The sequence below is a fragment of the Paraliobacillus sediminis genome, from assembly GCF_003426055.1.
This window is the reverse complement of the sequence record NZ_QJSI01000002.1, coordinates 612,268-629,955: the sequence shown is the minus strand read 5'-3', so window position 1 is coordinate 629,955 and position 17,688 is coordinate 612,268. Positions and strand designations below refer to the sequence as shown.

Below are 17,688 nucleotides of genomic sequence, written 5' to 3'. Positions count from 1 at the left end.
TTCTGCAGGCACGGCTTCAGCTAACTCGGATAAGTAAAGATCGCTTTCCTATTGGTCATATTTAAACAAATGATTACGATCTATATGAGTAAAGAATGTAAATGGTTTTGCACACGGAAAGCTAATCCCTTTTTGACTGCATCGCAATTACTCATTCGATCGAAACCATTTGCTCACGTAATCAAGCACGTTACGTCTGTGTTTTTGGATAAACAAAAACCTTTTAAAAAGTAGGTTGTTTTAAGCAATAAACTATACTCCAAACTTAAAACAGTCAACGATTAGTACGTATTTTTTTGGTATGACGGTTAATTTAATAAAATAAACAAAAGATGAAACTAAATACCTAGTTTAAAATTATTAAATAAAATAAGTGCCGGAATAAAGGCATCTTTTATTAAAATAAATTATGATTTAGTACAGTTTAGAGCATATTTGTTGAAATTTGACCAAATTTGTTGTTCCTATTTCCCTTTGAATGTGCAATAATAAAAGCATAATTGCATGTTTTCGACATAAAACGATAAAAAATTTACACGTTACATATAAAAATGGTTCTTTAGTCTCTATTCTGTAACGAAGGTTAGCATCTAAAGTCAGAATCTACAAAAACAACGTAGACAGTAAGTCATATTTAAATTACACTATTCGATAGTGAAGAACTTTTTTCGACGGTTTATTTATTTTTTAGGAGGTCTAACTTGTATGTCACTTTTCAGTGGTACGATTTCAAGTTTACAAAATGGCTTAGATTATGCAACAACTAAAAATCAAACAATTGCAAACAATATCGCGAATGTTGATACGCCTAATTACAAGGCTAAGGACGTTGTATTCAAAGATGTACTTAACCAAGAGATTAGTAGTGGGTTTCAGGCGAAAAGAACTCACGAAGATCATCTGACATTTGGTAGCAGTGAAAGTTCATCTCGTATTGTTTCGAATAATAGTACCCAATACAATCACAACGGTAACAATGTCGATATCGATAAAGAAATGACAGAACTAGCAAACAATCAAATTTACTATCAAGCTTTAGTTGACCGTATGAATGGTAAACTTAATAGTTTACAAACTGTAATTCGAGGAGGGGCATAATGAGTATATTTAATTCAATTAATACAAGTGGCAGTGCGTTAACTGCACAACGGTTAAGAATGGATACGATCTCCTCTAATATTGCGAATGCGGATACGACTAGAGCAACAATCAATGAAGATGGAGAATATGAGGCATATAGAAGAAAAACGGTTTCGTTTGAAGCAAAAGATGCTAGTTTTTCTTCCTATTTAAATCGTGCGTCAAATTTAAAACAAGGAACCGGATCTGGTGTGCGTGTTGATGAAATTTCCGAAGATGATGAACCGTTTATTGAAGTTTACAATCCAACCCATCCAGATGCTGGAGAAGATGGTTATGTTTCTATGCCAAATGTGGATCCATTAGAAGAAATGGTCGACTTAATGAGCGCAACACGATCGTATGAAGCAAATGTAACGTCTATTAATGCAACGAAAAGTATGTTAATGAAAGCGTTGGAAATTGGAAAGTAATTATGGAGAGGGGATTAACTAAATGGCAATAAATATCCAAGCATTACAAACACCTACCTTAATAAATCAGGAAACCACAGCTTCTAACCTTTCTGTTGGTAAAGCACAAAATCAATTCTCAAATCAACTCAAATCCGCGATTGAACAATTAAACGCATCTCAAATTGAATCTGATATAAAAACAGAGGCACTTGCAAATGGTGAAATAGATGATTTACATGACGTAATGATTACAGCACAAAAAGCCAGTGTCACATTAAACGCAGCTGTAGAAGTCCGTAGTAAGGCGCTCGATGCTTACAATGAAATTATGCGAATGCAAATATAAGAAACAATTGGTTGACTTGTTGTATGGAGGCAGAAAATGAAACAGAGCTTAATAACATATAAAAATAAAATCATAGAGTTTTGGCAAAGTAAATCAACGAAACAAAAAGGATTTGGGATATCATTAATTCTTTTATTTTTGCTAATTGTAGTTGGTGGCAGCTTCTTTGCAACAAGGACTACAATGGTTCCATTGTATAGTAATTTATCTGTCCAAGAAGTAGGGCAGATAAAAGCAGAATTAGATACCAGAGGCGTGAAATATGAAGTAGAAGGTGCTGGGACAGTAATTAACGTACCGAAAGAAGAGGCAGATACATTGCTTGTCGATCTTGCTGCACAAGGAATACCTAGCAGCGGTAACATTGATTATTCCTTCTTTAGTGAAAATACTTCTTGGGGAATGACAGATGGTGAATTTAATGTAATGAAACTAGATGCATTGCAGACAGAATTAGCTAATTTAATGACGGGTATTTCAGGTATTGAAAATGCTACAGTCATGCTTAATATACCAGAGGATCAGGTTTTTGTAAGTGATGCAGTGCAGGAAGCTTCGGCATCAATTGTTCTGACAACAACACCTGGTTATCAATTTGAGGAAAGTCAAATTGATTCACTTTATCTGCTAGTTTCTAAGACAGTACCAAACCTTACTACAGATAATATCGTCATAATGGATCAAAACTTTAATTATTACGATCAAAATAGTTCTACAAATGTAGCAAGTGGTAATGCATATAGCACACAACAGACAATCAAAAAAGATATAGAACGAGACATTCAGCGTCGTGTGCAACAAATGCTTGGGACAATGGTCGGTGCAGATAAAGTAGTAGCATCTGTTACTGCTGATATTGACTTCACTCAAGAGAATCGAATAGAAGAACTAGTTGAACCAGTAGAAGTAGACGGTGAAGAAGTTGAAGGTTTACCGGTTAGTGTTGAAACGATTACAGAGACATACACTGGAAATGGTGCAGCAGCAGCCGGTGATGTGGGTGTAGGCGAAGATGATGTGGCTAACTATGTTGCTGAAGATGGCGCTGACAATGGTGAATACGAAAATGTTCAAGAGTCAATTAATTATGAATTTAATCGAATCCAACGTGAAATTACAGAGAGTCCTTATAAAATTAGAGATTTAGGCATTCAAATTGCAGTAGATAATACAAAAGAAACACTTGATGCAAATGGTGAATTAGAGCTTTTAACAGCACAAGAACAAGCTAATGTAGAAGAAAGTATCGCATCGATACTAGATTCAATCATTTCTACGTCTATTGATGGAACATATGGGGAAATTAATCCAGAAGATAAAACATCAATTGTGTTTCAAGAATTCAGTGGCATCCAAACGGCAGATACACCTAATGTAGGTGGAATCCCAACATGGGTTTATATAGTAGGAGGGATATTACTTCTTCTAGTAGTCGGCCTTATCATTATGCTAGTAAGAAAACGAAGAGAACCAGAAGAAGTTGAATATAGTGAAGAAGTAGTGTCACAAGAGACATTTGAAGTTCCTGATATGGAAACAGCAGCAGATACCGAATCATCAATCAGAAGAAAACAGCTTGAAAAAATGGCGAATGATAAACCAGAAGAATTCGCTAAGTTATTACGCAGCTGGATATCTGAGGATTAGGGGGAAGAATTCATGGCAAGGAAACAAAAATTATCAGGTAAACAAAAAGCTGCGATTCTATTAATCTCGCTAGGGCCAGATGTTTCGGCACAGCTATACAAACATTTAACAGAAGAAGAAATAGAGAAACTAACGTTAGAAATTTCTTCTGTAAAAAAAGTAGAAGCCGATCAAAAAGAAGATGTGTTAGACCAATTCCATCAAATTGCTTTGGCACAAGATTATATCGCACAGGGTGGTATAAATTATGCAAAGACCGTTTTGGAAAAAGCGTTAGGAGCAGATGAAGCGGGTAATATTATTAGTCGTTTAACTTCATCCTTACAAGTTAAACCATTTGATTTTGCGAGAAAAGCAGATCCAGGTCAAATCTTAAATTTTATCCAAACTGAACATCCGCAAACAATTGCTTTAATCTTGTCCTATTTAGAAAAAGAACAAGCAGGTCAAATTTTGTCAGAATTACCGCAAGAAATGCAGGCTGATATTGCAAAACGAATCGCAATAATGGATTCAACATCACCTGAGATAATTTATGAAGTAGAACAAGTATTGGAACGAAAATTGTCTGCCACAGTAACACAAGATTACACCCAAACAGGTGGAATTCAAGCAGTGGTTGAAGTATTAAATGGTGTGGATAGAAGTACAGAACGCACAATACTAGATGCATTAGAAATTCAAGATCCAGAGTTAGCAGAAGAAATCAAGAAACGAATGTTCGTGTTTGAAGATATTGTTACATTAGATAATCGTGCAATTCAACGTATCATACGTGAAGTTGAAAATGATGATCTTCGCCTATCACTGAAAGTAGCAAGTGATGAAGTCAAAGAAGTTGTCTTTAGTAATATGTCGAATCGAATGGCAGAAACATTCAAAGAAGAAATGGAATTTATGGGTCCTGTGCGTTTACGTGATGTAGAAGAGGCCCAATCGAGGATTGTTTCAGCAATTCGTCGCTTAGAAGAAGTCGGTGAAATTGTTATTGCACGTGGTGGAGGAGATGATATTATTGTCTAACCAATTAGGCCGAAAAATCACACCAAGTAAAGTGATTGGTATTAAACCACTAGAAATACGACAAGATTTCACAGAAGAAAATCTATTAGATAAAAAAGCTAATATAGAAATTCAATTACAACAAGCGAAACAGCAATTGCAGCAAACAATAGAACAAACGGATCATTTATTTACTGATACACAATTGAAAATAAAAAATGAAGAGAAAAACTGGCAAGAAGAAAAACAGCGTTGGATTGAAGAAGCAAAACAAATCGGATATCAAGATGGGTTTCAAGTAGGGAAAGAAGAGAGTCTAAAAGAATATCAAGCATTACTAGATCAAGCGCAGGAGATTATTAAACTAGCTGAAGAAGAAGCGCAAATAATCTTATCGCGTTCGGAACCAACAATATTACGGTTAGGTATAGCAGCAGCTTCAAAAATTGTGCAGCATAAGTTAGTCGAAAGTGATGCTTATGTCGAAATCACAAAAAAAGTTCTAAAAGAAGTCTTAGACCAGCCATCCATTCGTATTTTTTCAAATCCAAGAGATTTTCAAACGCTGCAAAAGTATGAAAGTGAACTACGATTAATAATTGATACGAAAGCAGATCTGATATTTTACCCAGATGAATCATTATCAGAAGGTGATTGTATTGTCGAAACACCTTTTGGAAAAATAGATGCAAGTGTAGATAGTCAATTAGAAACCTTACGTCACGCATTGTTGGACATAGCGGAGGGGATTAATCGTGAATCTTGATACGTATGTAGAATCAATAGAAAGTTCGGATTTGTACAAACGCTTTGGCAAGATTCAACGTGTAGTGGGACTTATGATTGAATCAAAAGGTCCTGCGGTTAGTATTGGAAATGTTTGTTATATTCACACTTCTGCAAAAACGAAAATTTATGCAGAAGTGGTTGGTTTTCATGATGAAAATGTCCTTTTAATGCCCTATGCATCCATCAATGAAATTAGTCCAGGGTGTCTTGTAGAAGCAACAGATAAACCACTTACGATAAAAGTTGGACGAGGTTTAATTGGAAAAGTTGTAAATGCAATGGGACTTCCGTTAGATGATTCAGCGCTTCCTAAAGGTTTAATGTCATATTTAACTGAGAGAACACCGCCAAATCCATTATCTCGTCCAAGAATATTAGAACCTATTCAACTGGGTGTCAAAACAATTGATGCATTGTTAACAGTTGGAAAGGGCCAACGTGTTGGTATTTTTGCAGGGAGTGGTGTTGGTAAAAGTACCCTACTCGGAATGATTGCCCGTAACAGCGATGCGGATATTAACGTTATTGCAATGATAGGTGAACGTGGTAGAGAAGTTCGAGAGTTTATTGAAAAAGACCTTGGTGAAGAAGGGCTAAAGAAATCGATTGTAGTTGTTGCGACATCTGATCAGCCTGCGCTAATGCGGATTAAGGGTGCATACACAGCAACGGCAATAAGCGAATACTTTCGTGATCAAGGTTTAAATGTCAATTTAATGATGGACTCTGTTACACGCGTTGCAATGGCGCAGCGAGAAGTTGGCCTAGCGACTGGAGAACCGCCAACAACTAAAGGTTATCCACCTTCTGTATTTTCCATCTTACCTAAATTGTTGGAGCGAACAGGAACAAGTGATAAAGGAACGATTACAGCGTTTTACACAGTACTAGTAGATGGAGATGATTTAAACGACCCAATAGCAGATACAACAAGAGGGATACTAGATGGTCACTTTGTCTTAGATAGAAAACTAGCAGAACAAGGACAATTTCCAGCCTTAAATGTATTGAAATCTATTAGTCGTGTAATGCCACAGATAACTTCAGAAAAAGATCAAAAAATAGCACAAGAAGTTCGTAAAATCTTATCAACATTTGAGGAGAATTATGAATTAATACAAATTGGTGCATATAAACGAGGGACAAGCCGAGAAGTAGATCAAGCAATTCAGTTACATCCAAAGATTATTTCCTTTCTGAAACAGGGAATGGAAGAGTCGTTTTCAAGAGATGATGCAATGAATATACTTGAAACCAGTTTATATGGAGGTAAAAAAGCATGACAAATATAAAAGCTTTTCAAAAAATATTGTCACATCAAGAGCGCTTGAAAAATGAGGCACAACTTAATTACCAAGAAGCAATGAATGAATTTGAAACTGTTGCGACAAAGTTATATCAGTTATTACAGAAAAAAGAAGAAGTCGAAAAACAATATGCTTTCTATCTTACATCTAGTGGTACAGTCACTACATTAGCTACACATTATGCTTATATCGATGAAATAAAGAAGAAAATACAAACAGTAGAATTTGAAGTAAGTAAAAAACGCGCAATAATGGAAAAAAAACAAGTGTTGTTAACACAATCACATGTTGAAGTGAAAAAGTTCGAAATAATAATTGAGAAAAAAAACGAAAAAGAAAAGTTACGTGAAATATATACCGAGAATCAACAAATGGATGAAACATCATTGCGACAGTTTTTAGCTAATAAAGATAGGTGATTAAAATGGCAGAAAAGATAAAACAAGAAAATAAAGCAAAGAGTCCTAGTTTTATGCAGTGGGTATTAGTAATTGGTATACCGTTAGTTTTTGCTATCATAGTTGCTTTTATTATCTTTTCATCAATGGGAATTAATGTTATTGATAAAACAAAAGAGGTAGCGAATCAGATTCCTTTTCTTTCTACAGTTGTCACCACAGATGAAGAAGCAGTAGTTGAGCGCCAAGAAGAAAAGGTTGAAACACAACTTTCTGAAAAAGATGTTGCAATTGAAACGTTAGAAACAGAAGTATCTACTCACGAACAAACTATTGATGAGTTAAATCAAGAAATTGTTAAGCTGTCGAATCAAGCTGAAAATGTTTCTGGTGAAGAAGTAGAAGAAGCTGGAGCTGAAGAAAATGTTGAAGAAGCTGAAAATGAAAATTTAGACAAATTGACAAGGTCCTATGAAGAAATGGATCCCGAAAGCGCAGCTCCAATCTTGTCAAATGTTGAACGTGATTTAGCCACAGCGATCTTACAACAAATGAAGGATGAAGATAGAGGAGAAGTACTAAGTGCGATGGATGCAGAAATTGCCGCTGAGCTTACACAACTATTACTAGAATAATTAATTTTTAGTTATTTGAAGGGAGGTGAAAAAGTTTGAATGTAACTGCACTTTTGAATCAGCAAACAACACAACTGGGAAATAGCCGTACTAAAAGTAGTAGTGAAGGACAATCTGTTTTTGGTAGTCTTTTAGACTCAATTGGTTCAACTGAGGAATCCACTCGTATAGCTGAATTAGTGGAGCAAATGATGTTATTAGAAAACGATACAGATATATCCGATCAGATGAAAAGTTTATGGGATCAACTTGAACTGGCTGTTGAGCAACTATCTACTGATCTAACAGATAGTAATTCTGACGGAGACCTTTTGGAATTAGTAGAGCAATGGATGGCTGTTTCAGAGGAAGCGTCTGAGCAAAGTAACAACTTCCTTAAACAACAAGATAACACTGAACTAGCAACATGGCTTGAAAATATAGTCTCTTCCAAAGCTATAGTAGAGGAGAATACCAAAACTAATCATGCAAGCGGACAAATGGCGTCATTAGAACAATTATTTCAAAATAGTACTTTACAAAACGTCGATGTTAATGAGCAAAGTATAGAGAAGATAGCAAACTTGTGGAGACAAGTAGAACAAGTGGTTGCACAAGTAGCTTCTGGTAATTTCGATCAAGAGTTGAGTGTTAAAGTCTTGAAATTACTAGAACAGTGGACAGCATTAGAGAAAAGCGCACCACAAGAAACAACTAATTTGTTACAAGATAAAAAAGGTGCGACTGAAGGACAGTTGTGGTCTCGTTTGTTGGGAACATACCAGAAAAGAACAGAAGGTCAGATGCAAACCAAATACAAGTCTAATGCAATGGTAACAACTACAGATGTATCAAAATGGGTTAATAATGCTGTTAATAGTTCATCAACTGAAGCAAAGACAACCGCATCGACTAGTAATGCCGAAACGTTAGCAACAGGTCAACAAATTTCTAAGTTAGAACAATTTGTTGTACATGTAAAGCAGTCAACACAAACTAACCAAAAATCTACTTCTGATAATTTAATGGAAGAACTTCAAAAAGTTATTAAATCAAGTAAATTTATGTCAGGTCCGAATGGATCTAACGAGCTGTTATTGAAATTAAAACCCAACCATCTAGGAGATATTTCAGTTAAATTAACCCAAATAAATGGGGAAATGATGGTGAAAATCACTGCCACAACACAAGCAGCTAAAGATGCGTTAGAAACAAATATTCAGCAATTACGCCATATGTTTTCACCAAATCAAGTAGTGATTGAAAAACAAGATGCGCAAATGTTCCAACAAACACAAGAAGAATCCAGTCCTTCATTTGATGAACAGATGTCAGATTCATCTGAACAAGAAGATGCTGAAGGAAAAGAGCAGAATGATGGGGAGCAAAATCAAGGTAGTATAAGTTTTGAAGAAGTATTAATGAATGAGAGAGTGTAGGTGAATTGATTTGACGACAATTGATAGTTCTTATTATTTGAGTAACCAATCTCGTGGCTCGACTAGCTCTGAATTAGGTAAGGATGAATTCATGCGGATATTAATGGCACAATTACAAAACCAAGACCCTTTGAATCCAATGGAAGATAAAGAGTTCATTTCACAAATGGCTACTTTTACTTCATTAGAGCAGATGATGGAAATGAATACATCGATTAGTAGTTTAGTTCAAAACCAAACAGTTTCACCAGTAATCCAAAATAGTCATTTAATCGGTAAAGAAGTATCGTACTATAAAATTGATGAAGAGTCTGGTGAAGTGATTGAACCAAAGGAAATTGTTAAAAGTAACGTTGTAGCGGTAAGTGAAAAAGAAGGGTATGCCGTTTTGGAATTAGAGAATGAGAGTAAGATCTATACGGATGAAGTTCTTAAGTTAAGCCAACCTTCAACTGATTAAGGAAGGTGAAAAAAATGGATCATCGCATCCAACAAGTACATCAAGGGGCATTGCTTCCAAAGAGCAGAAGTAATATTCAGAAAAAACAGGTCGGTACTTCTTTTCAAGATGTCTTATCAAATGTAAACACCCTAAAGATAAGTAAGCATGCACAAGCTAGATTAACAGAAAGAAACATCAAGATTGATGATAGCAAGTGGCAGCAAATCTCAGATAAAGTTAATGAGGCAAAACAAAAAGGAATAACAGATTCTTTAGTTGTTACAGATGAAGCAACCTTATTAGTTAGTACGAAAAATAACACGGTTGTGACAGCAATGGATCGAGCAGAAGCACAAAGTCGTATTTTCACAAATATTAATGGAACGATTGTTGTAGATTAGGCTGGTCCCATTAAGGGGAGCCATTCAAGCTGTTGACTGATTGATACAGCTAATTAAAATAAAAGGGGAATGGTAAAATGTTACGTTCAATGTATGCAGGTATATCAGGAATGAAAAATTTCCAAACAAAATTAGATGTTATTGGTAATAATATTGCTAACGTGAACACAACTGGTTTTAAGAAAGGTCGCGTTACGTTTCAAGATATGATGAGCCAAACAGTAGCTAGTGCGCAAGCCGCAACTGATATACGTGGCGGGATTAATGCTTCTCAAGTAGGACTTGGCTCACAAACAGGATCAATTGATAACATCCAAACACAAGGTAGTTTACAAACTACGAATAGAGCATTGGATTTGGCACTTGAAGGAGATGGTATGTTTGTTTTGGGTAGTAACTTGAATGATGATGCAAATGTAGATATGGAAAATTCAGATATAAGTTTCACACGTTCTGGTAATTTTTACTTAGATGATGACGGTTATATTGTAAATCCAGATGGTCTTTATCTACTAGGTGAAGGTGCAACGGAAGCAGGTTTATTAACTGGGAATTTAAGTCGAATTAACATCCCTGATGATGCCGCAAGTTTTAGTATATCAAATGATGGTACTGTTAACTATGTTGATGGCAATGGTGAAGCACTGGTAGCAGGCCAAATAAGACTAGCTTCTTTTTCTAATCCAGGTGGGTTAGAAAAAGGCGGTGCGAATACTTATCAAATGACGGCTAATGCTGGTGTATTCACAGAAAATGCAGACGGGGTTTTTAACAATTTAGATGATTTAGTCACACCTGAAGAAGCAGGTAATGCTTCAGTAGTATCTGGTGCTCTAGAGATGTCTAACGTTGATTTAGCAGAAGAATTTACTGAAATGATCACAGCACAACGTGCGTTTCAGTCAAACACTAAAATTATCACAACATCAGATGAAATCTTACAAGAATTAGTTAACTTGAAACGATAGTAAGGAGGTGCGGGGCAAGTTTTTTTGAACTTGCCCCAACCATAATATGATAGAAATCACGAAATTCAATGGAGATAGTTTTACATTAAATGCACTTTTAATTGAGCAAATTCAATCATTTCCTGATACAACTATTACTTTATCAAATGGAAAAATTATTGTGGTTAAAGAGACAGAGAAGGAAGTAGCTACTTTGGTAAACAGCTATTACCAAATGATAGGCTTACAAGGATGGCTAAAAGAAGCAGGTGAACAAAGTGAACTCTAAACTTTTTAAAATTATGATAGGTTCGATAGCTATCATTTTGATTGTTGGCGTAGGGGCATTGATTTATATTTTAAACAGTTCAGATGATGAAAATAAAGAGTTAAGTTTAGAGGAAATGGTAGAATACTCCTATACAACTGAGGAAATGAGTACTGATTTAAAAGACGGCAGTTTTGTTCGAATGCAATTTGATATTATTACAGACAGTAAAAAGGCACGTACCGAAATTGAGAATAGGTCTTTTCAATTTCAAAACCTCTTTATTAAAGAATCTGTAAACCTTACGGAAGCCGATATACAAGCAGGCTTGACTGAATTAGAAACAAAACTAAAAGATCAAATGAATGAGCTAATGGATGAGGGAAATATTATCGATGTATATATCATTAGTAAAGTCATACAGTGATAAAAGCTCCTTCCTAGGAGGTGAATGTTGTGGCCAATGAGGTTATGTCGCAAAATGAAATTGATGCATTATTATCCGCACTTTCATCCGGTGAGATGGATGCAAATCAATTAAAACAAGAAGAACAAGAAAAAAAAGTGCGTGTATATGACTTTAAACGAGCATTACGGTTCTCAAAAGACCAAATTAGAAGTATTTCACGTATTCACGAGAACTTTGCACGATTATTAACAACTTATTTTTCTGCGCAGTTACGCACATATGTGAATATATCTGTTGCATCTGTTGATCAAATTCCTTATGAAGAATTTATTCGCTCCATTCCTACGATAACAATATTAAATATTTACAGTATGCAACCTTTACATGGTCGAATTATTTTTGAATTCAATCCAAACATTGCTTATGCAATGTTAGATCGAATGTTAGGTGGTAAAGGAAATAGTGTAAATAAAGTAGATAGTTTAACGGAAATTGAAACAACACTTATGTCACAGTTATTTGAAAAGGGATTAGATAATTTACAAGAAGCGTGGTCATCAGTGATTAACATTGATCCAATGTTAGAAGAATTCGAAGTAAATCCGCAATTCGTGCAGCTTGTTTCTCCAAATGAAACAGTTGTTGTCGTTTCATTAAATACCACAATTGGTGAGAGTAGTGGCATGATCAACATATGTATTCCACATGTGGTTTTAGAACCTATTATACCGAAATTATCTGTTCATTATTGGATGCAAACGGAGAAACCAAAGGAAAGAAAACCAGAAGAATATGAAAATTTAACAAAGAACCTTGAAACAGCAGAATTAGATATGAGGGTTTTGCTTGGAGAAACCTCGATTACGATTGAAGAATTATTGGATTTACAAATGGGCGATGTCCTCCACTTGGATCAATCAATTGACGATGAATTAGTGATGCAAATTGATCAAGAAGATTTATATTATGTACAACCCGGAAGGAAAAAGAACAAATTGGCCGTCCAAATTATGAAAGAAATAAAAGGGGGCGATTCAGATGATGAATGACGGTATGTTATCACAGGATGAAATTGATGCATTGTTAAACAGTACAGATGATGATCAGCCTGATACAACTGATAATAATGATGAACAAGCAGAACAAGATATAGAAAGTCTATTATCAGACCTTGAAATTGATGCACTTGGAGAGATTGGTAACATTTCATTTGGTAGTTCTGCAACTACACTCTCTACATTGTTAAATCAAAAGGTTGACATTACGACGCCAACGATTTCTACAATAACTCGCAATCGATTAGAAGAGGAATTTCCTAATCCAAATGTAGGTGTAGAAGTAAAATACACAGAAGGTTTCGAGGGCGCTAACCTATTTGTATTAGATTCAAATGATGCAGCAATTATTGCAGATTTGATGTTGGGTGGCGATGGTAAAACTGATTCTCAAGCATTAAATGAGATCTCTTTAAGTGCTGTACAAGAAGCAATGAATCAAATGATGGGAACTGCTGCGACGAGTATGTCTACCATATTTAGTAAAAGAGTCGACATATCCCCACCAGCGATCATGATGTTAGATGTGAATGACGATACCAAAGCTGATTATATGCCAGAAGATGATATTTTTGTAAAAGTGTCATTTCAATTAAAAATTGGCGAGCTAATTGACTCAAACATTATGCAGTTGTTACCTTTATCATTTGCTAAAGAAATGGTTGACGGTTTATTGAATGGACCAGCTGATAAAACAGAAGAGCAACCTGAAAAAACTGTAACAAATCATGTAAAACAAGAAGAAGTACCTGTACAAGCACCAAACCAACAGGCAACTTCTAATCAACCAGCAGAATCTAAAAATTTAGGGGAATTATCACAGGAGAATGCCTCTATTCAAAATGCTTCTTTTTCCGCTTTTGATAATGTAGATCTTCCACAGAATGAAAAACGTAACTTAGGCATGTTGATGGATATTCCGTTACAAGTTACAGTTGAATTAGGTAGGACGAAACGTACAGTAAAAGATATTTTAGAATTATCATCGGGATCTATTATTGAATTAGATAAATTAGCTGGAGAACCGGTAGATATTCATGTCAACAATAAATTAATTGCACAAGGTGAAGTAGTCGTAATAGATGAGAATTTCGGTGTGCGAGTAACAGATATCGTAAGCCAATCAGATCGATTAAGGAAATTAAAGTAATTAACTAGGGGGAAATATAATGGCTCAGAAAATTTTAATAGTTGACGATGCGGCTTTCATGCGTATGATGATTAAAGATATCTTAAGTAAGAATGGTTTTGAAGTAGTAGGCGAGGCGCAAGATGGTGTACAGGCTGTTGAAAAGTATAAAGAGCTTACACCAGATCTAGTTACAATGGATATTACAATGCCTGAAAAAGATGGAATTGCAGCACTTAAAGAAATTAAAGCAATCAATCCTGACGCAGTTGTTCTGATGTGTTCGGCTATGGGACAGCAAGCGATGGTAATTGATGCAATTCAAGCAGGTGCAAAAGACTTTATTGTAAAACCATTTCAGGCAGATCGCGTCATTGAGGCCATTCAAAAAGCATTGAGTTGATGAAAAACATGCGAAAAGTAAATATCATTTGTTTCATAATTGTGTGCTTTAGTTGGGTTAGCTTTCCAAGCACAATGGCAGCGGCAAATAATAATGGATACGTTGATGACTTATTTGAAAATGATACTCCTATTGTTGAAACGAATACGCCTGAATTAGAAATAGAGGATAGGGGATCAGAGCCAAGTAGTGATACTTCTATAAGTGAGGGCTCAGTCGATAGTCTATTTATTACAGTACTAAAAATTATTCTTTCTCTAATTTTGATTTTGGGATTAATGTATTTATTACTAAAACTATTTAACAAAAAAAACAAACTATATAAAAACGCTAATACTTTAGAAAACATTGGCGGTGTGCCACTTGGTTCTAACAAATCGATTCAAATGATTCGCATTGGTGAAAGTATATTTGTAGTTGGTGTGGCAGATAACATTGAACTACTAACGGAGATTACGGACGAGGAAACCAAAAAAACGTTATTGGCAAGTGATTCGGAGCAAACAAATACAAATCAGATTGCTGACGTTGTTGGGAAAACTATTTCACGGTTTTCATCAAAGAAACAGCAAGATACACAAACGAAAACGCCTGCTGCATTTTCATCTTTATTTAAAAATGAATTAAATGGTTTAGCAGATAAAAGAAAAAAAATAACAGAGCAATACAAACGTAAGGAAGAAGATAAACATGAATGAATTTGTTGATATATTTTCAAGTTCGGACCCGTCAAATGTCGCTACATCAGTTCAATTACTGTTATTATTAACTGTTTTTTCACTAGCACCTGGTATAATTATTTTAATGACAAGTTTTACACGGATTATTATAGTTTTATCTTTTACCAGAACATCACTTGCTACACAACAGATGCCTCCTAATCAAGTATTGATTGGGATTGCACTCTTTTTAACCTTTTTTATTATGGCACCAACCTTTCAACAAGTGAATGAAGAAGCATTGACACCATTATTTAATGAAGAAATAACGTTGGATGAAGCTTACACAAATGCAAGTATTCCTATGAAAGAATTTATGTCTAAGCACACACGTCAAAAAGATTTGGCTTTATTTATGAATTATAGTGGATTAGAAAATCCAGAATCATTGGAAGATATTCCGTTAACAACATTAGTGCCCGCATTCGCAATTAGTGAATTAAAGACGGCCTTTCAGATGGGGTTTATGATTTTTGTGCCCTTTTTAGTTATTGATATGGCTGTGGCAAGTGTCTTAATGTCAATGGGAATGATGATGTTACCACCAGTAATGATTTCATTACCATTTAAAATTTTATTATTTGTGTTAGTTGATGGCTGGTATTTGATTACACAATCTTTATTACAAGGGTTTTAGGAATGGAATACGAGATACGAGATAAGAGGTGAAGGAGAAGATGAGTGGAGATTTCGTTATTAATTTAGCTGAACAAGGAATATTTACAGTACTCATTGTAACAGGTCCTCTTTTAATACTAGCCCTTGTAGTGGGATTGTTAGTTAGTATCTTTCAAGCAACAACACAAATTCAAGAACAAACGCTGGCATTTGTTCCTAAAATTGTTGCTGTTTTTTTGGGCTTAATTTTCTTTGGACCATGGATGCTTGTTCGTATTGTTGAATTTTCGAGTAATATATTTCAAAATTTAAATCAGTTTGTAGGGTAGAGGTATGTTAGAGTCTATTGATATTAATAGTTTACCAGCTTTTTTGTTAATCCTCATACGATTTACTGCTTTTTTCGCAACAGTACCAATTTTTTCATATCGTAATATTCCAATGCAATTTAAGATTGGACTAGCCGTTTTTTTATCTTGGATTATACTATATAGTATTGAAATTCCGACAATACCGCTTGATTCAACCTTCTTTTTATTGATTGGTAAGGAAGCAATTGCCGGCTTACTATTAGGTTTAATAGCGTACATGATATTATCAGCAGTTCAGATTGCTGGCGGGTTTATCGATTTTCAAATGGGCTTTGCGATAGCGAATGTTATTGATCCACAAACAGGTGCACAAAGTCCTTTAATGGGACAATATTTTTACACGTTTGTGCTACTTTTTATTTTGAGTGTTGATGGACATCATCTTCTAATCAATGGTGCTTTCTATAGTTTTGAAACCATTCCATTAGATCAAATGATTAACTTCAACAATGAGAATATTGTAATGTTAGTTATTGATATCTTTAATCAATTATTTTTGGTGGCTTTTCAATTGGCAATACCAGTTGTGGGCTGTTTGTTTCTAGTAGATGTTGCATTAGGTATTATTGCACGTACAGTTCCGCAATTAAATGTGTTTGTTGTCGGTTTACCATTGAAGATTTTTGTTGGACTTTTTGTAGTAGGAATGTTTTTGGTGATGTTTATATCAATCGTAAGGCAGTTGTTCTCTTATACATTAGAGATGATGCAGTTATTGATGCAGCTGTTTGGAGGTGCTTAAGTCATGCAATTAAAACTTGATCTGCAATTCTTTGCAGGAGAAAAGACAGAAAAAGCAACCCCAAAAAAACGTCAAGATTCTCGTAAAAAAGGTCAGGTTGCCAAAAGTCAAGATATCAATACAGCACTTTTATTGTTTTTTATATTTATACTTTTCACTGTTATTGGAACCTTTTGGAAAGAAAAAATGACTGGCTTATATGTAAGATCGTTTACTGAGTTTATTAATTGGGAAATTACGATCCCTAACTTACAAACTATGTTTGCAGAAATCACCATATATATGGCACAAACACTATCTCCGGTAATGGGGATAGCTATTGTTGCTGGACTTGCTTCAAATTTTATGCAAATCGGTTTTTTATTTACCACAGAACCTTTGCAAATGAAATTTAGTAAACTAGATCCAATTCAAGGTGCCAAACGTATTTTTTCAGCACGTGCTTTAGTTGAATTAGTTAAATCGATGTTAAAAATAACTGTTATTGCTACAATTACCTTTTCGATTTTATGGATGAACAAAGATGAGATGATGATGCTTGCTGGAAAAGACGTCAATGCTGCTTTGGCATTTTTTGCGAATGTGACGATATTAATGGGTATCTTTTCGTCGATTGCATTACTATTTGTATCTGTTATTGACTTTACCTATCAACGATATGACCATGAAAAGAATATGAAAATGTCTAAAAATGATATTAAAGATGAACATAAGAATATTGAAGGTAATCCTTTAATTAAATCTAAAATAAAAGAACGCCAAAGACAAATGGCCATGCGACGTATGATGAGTGATGTACCAGATGCAGACGTTGTTATCACAAACCCAACACATTATGCTGTTGCGATTAAATACGATGAGAATAAATCTGATGCTCCTTATGTTGTGGCTAAAGGTGTCGATTTTGTAGCTTCGAAGATTAGAGAAATTGCTGAAGCAAACCAGGTCGTAATGGTCGAAAATAGAACCTTAGCAAGAGCGTTATATGCTGATATTGAGATAGGTGGAGCAATTCAAGAAGAATTTTTTCAAGCTGTTGCGGAAATTTTAGCATATGTTTATCAAATCGAACAAAAAGCTTAAGGTTGATCTAGTAGGGAGAGTTAA

23 protein-coding genes are annotated in these 17,688 nt (G+C 35.0%); all 23 read left to right on the top strand.

Features of this window, described 5'->3' with window-relative positions; genetic code table 11:
- The first annotated feature begins 705 nt into the window (after positions 1-705).
- Positions 706-1,098, top strand: coding sequence for a flagellar basal body rod protein FlgB (flgB, locus tag D2K60_RS09255; RefSeq protein ID WP_117169716.1), 393 nt, complete (start codon positions 706-708; stop codon positions 1,096-1,098).
- Positions 1,098-1,553, top strand: a complete 456-nt coding sequence (gene flgC, locus D2K60_RS09250) for a flagellar basal body rod protein FlgC (protein WP_117169715.1) — start codon at positions 1,098-1,100, stop codon at positions 1,551-1,553. Before flgB ends, flgC begins: the two co-directional genes overlap by 1 nt.
- A 22-nt stretch (positions 1,554-1,575) precedes the next feature.
- Positions 1,576-1,881, top strand: coding sequence for a flagellar hook-basal body complex protein FliE (fliE, locus tag D2K60_RS09245; RefSeq protein ID WP_117169714.1), 306 nt, complete (start codon positions 1,576-1,578; stop codon positions 1,879-1,881).
- Positions 1,882-1,917: 36 nt separating this feature from the next.
- Positions 1,918-3,528 carry a flagellar basal-body MS-ring/collar protein FliF gene (fliF, locus tag D2K60_RS09240; protein WP_117169713.1) on the top strand — a complete coding sequence of 537 codons (1,611 nt, stop codon included), beginning with the start codon at positions 1,918-1,920 and terminating at the stop codon, positions 3,526-3,528.
- Positions 3,529-3,540: 12 nt separating this feature from the next.
- Complete coding sequence (gene fliG, locus D2K60_RS09235; RefSeq protein ID WP_117169712.1) at positions 3,541-4,551, top strand: flagellar motor switch protein FliG; 1,011 nt, start codon at positions 3,541-3,543, stop codon at positions 4,549-4,551.
- Positions 4,544-5,296 (top strand): flagellar assembly protein FliH, encoded by a 753-nt coding sequence (gene fliH / locus D2K60_RS09230; protein ID WP_162880742.1) that lies wholly within the window; start codon positions 4,544-4,546, stop codon positions 5,294-5,296. Before fliG ends, fliH begins: the two co-directional genes overlap by 8 nt.
- Entirely contained in the window at positions 5,286-6,602 is a 1,317-nt protein-coding gene (gene fliI, locus D2K60_RS09225) for a flagellar protein export ATPase FliI (protein ID WP_117169710.1), read from the top strand. Before fliH ends, fliI begins: the two co-directional genes overlap by 11 nt.
- Entirely contained in the window at positions 6,599-7,045 is a 447-nt protein-coding gene (gene fliJ, locus D2K60_RS09220) for a flagellar export protein FliJ (protein ID WP_117169709.1), read from the top strand. Before fliI ends, fliJ begins: the two co-directional genes overlap by 4 nt.
- Positions 7,046-7,050: 5 nt before the next feature.
- Positions 7,051-7,659: a MotE family protein gene (locus D2K60_RS09215; protein ID WP_117169708.1), complete on the top strand. Its 609-nt coding sequence runs from the start codon at positions 7,051-7,053 to the stop codon at positions 7,657-7,659.
- A gap of 35 nt (positions 7,660-7,694) precedes the next feature.
- The gene (locus D2K60_RS09210; protein ID WP_117169707.1) at positions 7,695-9,077 is read left to right on the top strand and encodes a flagellar hook-length control protein FliK; all 1,383 of its coding nucleotides are present in this window, start codon (positions 7,695-7,697) and stop codon (positions 9,075-9,077) included.
- Between the two features lie 10 nt (positions 9,078-9,087).
- Entirely contained in the window at positions 9,088-9,537 is a 450-nt protein-coding gene (gene flgD / locus D2K60_RS09205; protein WP_117169706.1) for a flagellar hook assembly protein FlgD, read from the top strand.
- Between the two features lie 14 nt (positions 9,538-9,551).
- A complete protein-coding gene (locus tag D2K60_RS09200; protein ID WP_117169705.1) occupies positions 9,552-9,920 on the top strand; it encodes a TIGR02530 family flagellar biosynthesis protein in 369 nt (122 codons plus the stop codon).
- A 77-nt stretch (positions 9,921-9,997) separates the two neighbouring features.
- A complete protein-coding gene (gene flgG / locus D2K60_RS09195) occupies positions 9,998-10,888 on the top strand; it encodes a flagellar basal body rod protein FlgG (protein ID WP_117169704.1) in 891 nt (296 codons plus the stop codon).
- 46 nt (positions 10,889-10,934) lie between these two features.
- The gene (locus tag D2K60_RS09190; RefSeq protein ID WP_117169703.1) at positions 10,935-11,156 is read left to right on the top strand and encodes a flagellar FlbD family protein; all 222 of its coding nucleotides are present in this window, start codon (positions 10,935-10,937) and stop codon (positions 11,154-11,156) included.
- On the top strand, positions 11,146-11,562 hold the full coding sequence (locus tag D2K60_RS09185; protein ID WP_117169702.1) for a flagellar basal body-associated FliL family protein: 417 nt from the start codon (positions 11,146-11,148) through the stop codon (positions 11,560-11,562). The genes D2K60_RS09190 and D2K60_RS09185 overlap by 11 nt, the downstream gene beginning before the upstream one ends.
- A gap of 29 nt (positions 11,563-11,591) precedes the next feature.
- Entirely contained in the window at positions 11,592-12,593 is a 1,002-nt protein-coding gene (gene fliM / locus D2K60_RS09180; RefSeq protein ID WP_117169701.1) for a flagellar motor switch protein FliM, read from the top strand.
- The gene (fliY, locus tag D2K60_RS09175) at positions 12,583-13,749 is read left to right on the top strand and encodes a flagellar motor switch phosphatase FliY (RefSeq protein WP_117169700.1); all 1,167 of its coding nucleotides are present in this window, start codon (positions 12,583-12,585) and stop codon (positions 13,747-13,749) included. Before fliM ends, fliY begins: the two co-directional genes overlap by 11 nt.
- A 19-nt stretch (positions 13,750-13,768) precedes the next feature.
- A complete protein-coding gene (locus tag D2K60_RS09170; protein WP_117169699.1) occupies positions 13,769-14,131 on the top strand; it encodes a response regulator in 363 nt (120 codons plus the stop codon).
- Positions 14,132-14,205: 74 nt separating this feature from the next.
- Entirely contained in the window at positions 14,206-14,829 is a 624-nt protein-coding gene (locus D2K60_RS09165; protein WP_162880741.1) for a flagellar biosynthetic protein FliO, read from the top strand.
- The gene (gene fliP / locus D2K60_RS09160; RefSeq protein ID WP_117169697.1) at positions 14,822-15,487 is read left to right on the top strand and encodes a flagellar type III secretion system pore protein FliP; all 666 of its coding nucleotides are present in this window, start codon (positions 14,822-14,824) and stop codon (positions 15,485-15,487) included. Before D2K60_RS09165 ends, fliP begins: the two co-directional genes overlap by 8 nt.
- A 40-nt stretch (positions 15,488-15,527) precedes the next feature.
- Entirely contained in the window at positions 15,528-15,797 is a 270-nt protein-coding gene (gene fliQ / locus D2K60_RS09155) for a flagellar biosynthesis protein FliQ (protein WP_117169696.1), read from the top strand.
- Between the two features lie 4 nt (positions 15,798-15,801).
- Positions 15,802-16,581: a flagellar biosynthetic protein FliR gene (fliR, locus tag D2K60_RS09150; RefSeq protein WP_117169695.1), complete on the top strand. Its 780-nt coding sequence runs from the start codon at positions 15,802-15,804 to the stop codon at positions 16,579-16,581.
- 3 nt (positions 16,582-16,584) lie between these two features.
- Positions 16,585-17,664, top strand: a complete 1,080-nt coding sequence (gene flhB, locus D2K60_RS09145; RefSeq protein ID WP_117169694.1) for a flagellar biosynthesis protein FlhB — start codon at positions 16,585-16,587, stop codon at positions 17,662-17,664.
- The last annotated feature ends 24 nt before the right edge of the window (positions 17,665-17,688 follow it).

Excerpts from the sequence above, each read along its gene's own strand:
- D2K60_RS09215 (WP_117169708.1), top strand. The coding sequence starts at position 7,051 with ATGGCAGAAAAGATAAAACAAGAAAATAAAGCAAAGAGTCCTAGTTTT.
- flhB (WP_117169694.1), top strand. The coding sequence starts at position 16,585 with ATGCAATTAAAACTTGATCTGCAATTCTTTGCAGGAGAAAAGACAGAA.
- D2K60_RS09190 (WP_117169703.1), top strand. The coding sequence starts at position 10,935 with ATGATAGAAATCACGAAATTCAATGGAGATAGTTTTACATTAAATGCA.
- fliJ (WP_117169709.1), top strand. The coding sequence starts at position 6,599 with ATGACAAATATAAAAGCTTTTCAAAAAATATTGTCACATCAAGAGCGC.
- flgB (WP_117169716.1), top strand. The coding sequence starts at position 706 with ATGTCACTTTTCAGTGGTACGATTTCAAGTTTACAAAATGGCTTAGAT.
- fliE (WP_117169714.1), top strand. The coding sequence starts at position 1,576 with ATGGCAATAAATATCCAAGCATTACAAACACCTACCTTAATAAATCAG.
- D2K60_RS09170 (WP_117169699.1), top strand. The coding sequence starts at position 13,769 with ATGGCTCAGAAAATTTTAATAGTTGACGATGCGGCTTTCATGCGTATG.
- flgG (WP_117169704.1), top strand. The coding sequence starts at position 9,998 with ATGTTACGTTCAATGTATGCAGGTATATCAGGAATGAAAAATTTCCAA.
- fliF (WP_117169713.1), top strand. The coding sequence starts at position 1,918 with ATGAAACAGAGCTTAATAACATATAAAAATAAAATCATAGAGTTTTGG.
- fliQ (WP_117169696.1), top strand. The coding sequence starts at position 15,528 with ATGAGTGGAGATTTCGTTATTAATTTAGCTGAACAAGGAATATTTACA.
- fliP (WP_117169697.1), top strand. The coding sequence starts at position 14,822 with ATGAATGAATTTGTTGATATATTTTCAAGTTCGGACCCGTCAAATGTC.
- flgC (WP_117169715.1), top strand. The coding sequence starts at position 1,098 with ATGAGTATATTTAATTCAATTAATACAAGTGGCAGTGCGTTAACTGCA.
- fliG (WP_117169712.1), top strand. The coding sequence starts at position 3,541 with ATGGCAAGGAAACAAAAATTATCAGGTAAACAAAAAGCTGCGATTCTA.
- D2K60_RS09200 (WP_117169705.1), top strand. The coding sequence starts at position 9,552 with ATGGATCATCGCATCCAACAAGTACATCAAGGGGCATTGCTTCCAAAG.
- D2K60_RS09165 (WP_162880741.1), top strand. The coding sequence starts at position 14,206 with ATGGCAGCGGCAAATAATAATGGATACGTTGATGACTTATTTGAAAAT.
- fliR (WP_117169695.1), top strand. The coding sequence starts at position 15,802 with ATGTTAGAGTCTATTGATATTAATAGTTTACCAGCTTTTTTGTTAATC.
- fliY (WP_117169700.1), top strand. The coding sequence starts at position 12,583 with ATGATGAATGACGGTATGTTATCACAGGATGAAATTGATGCATTGTTA.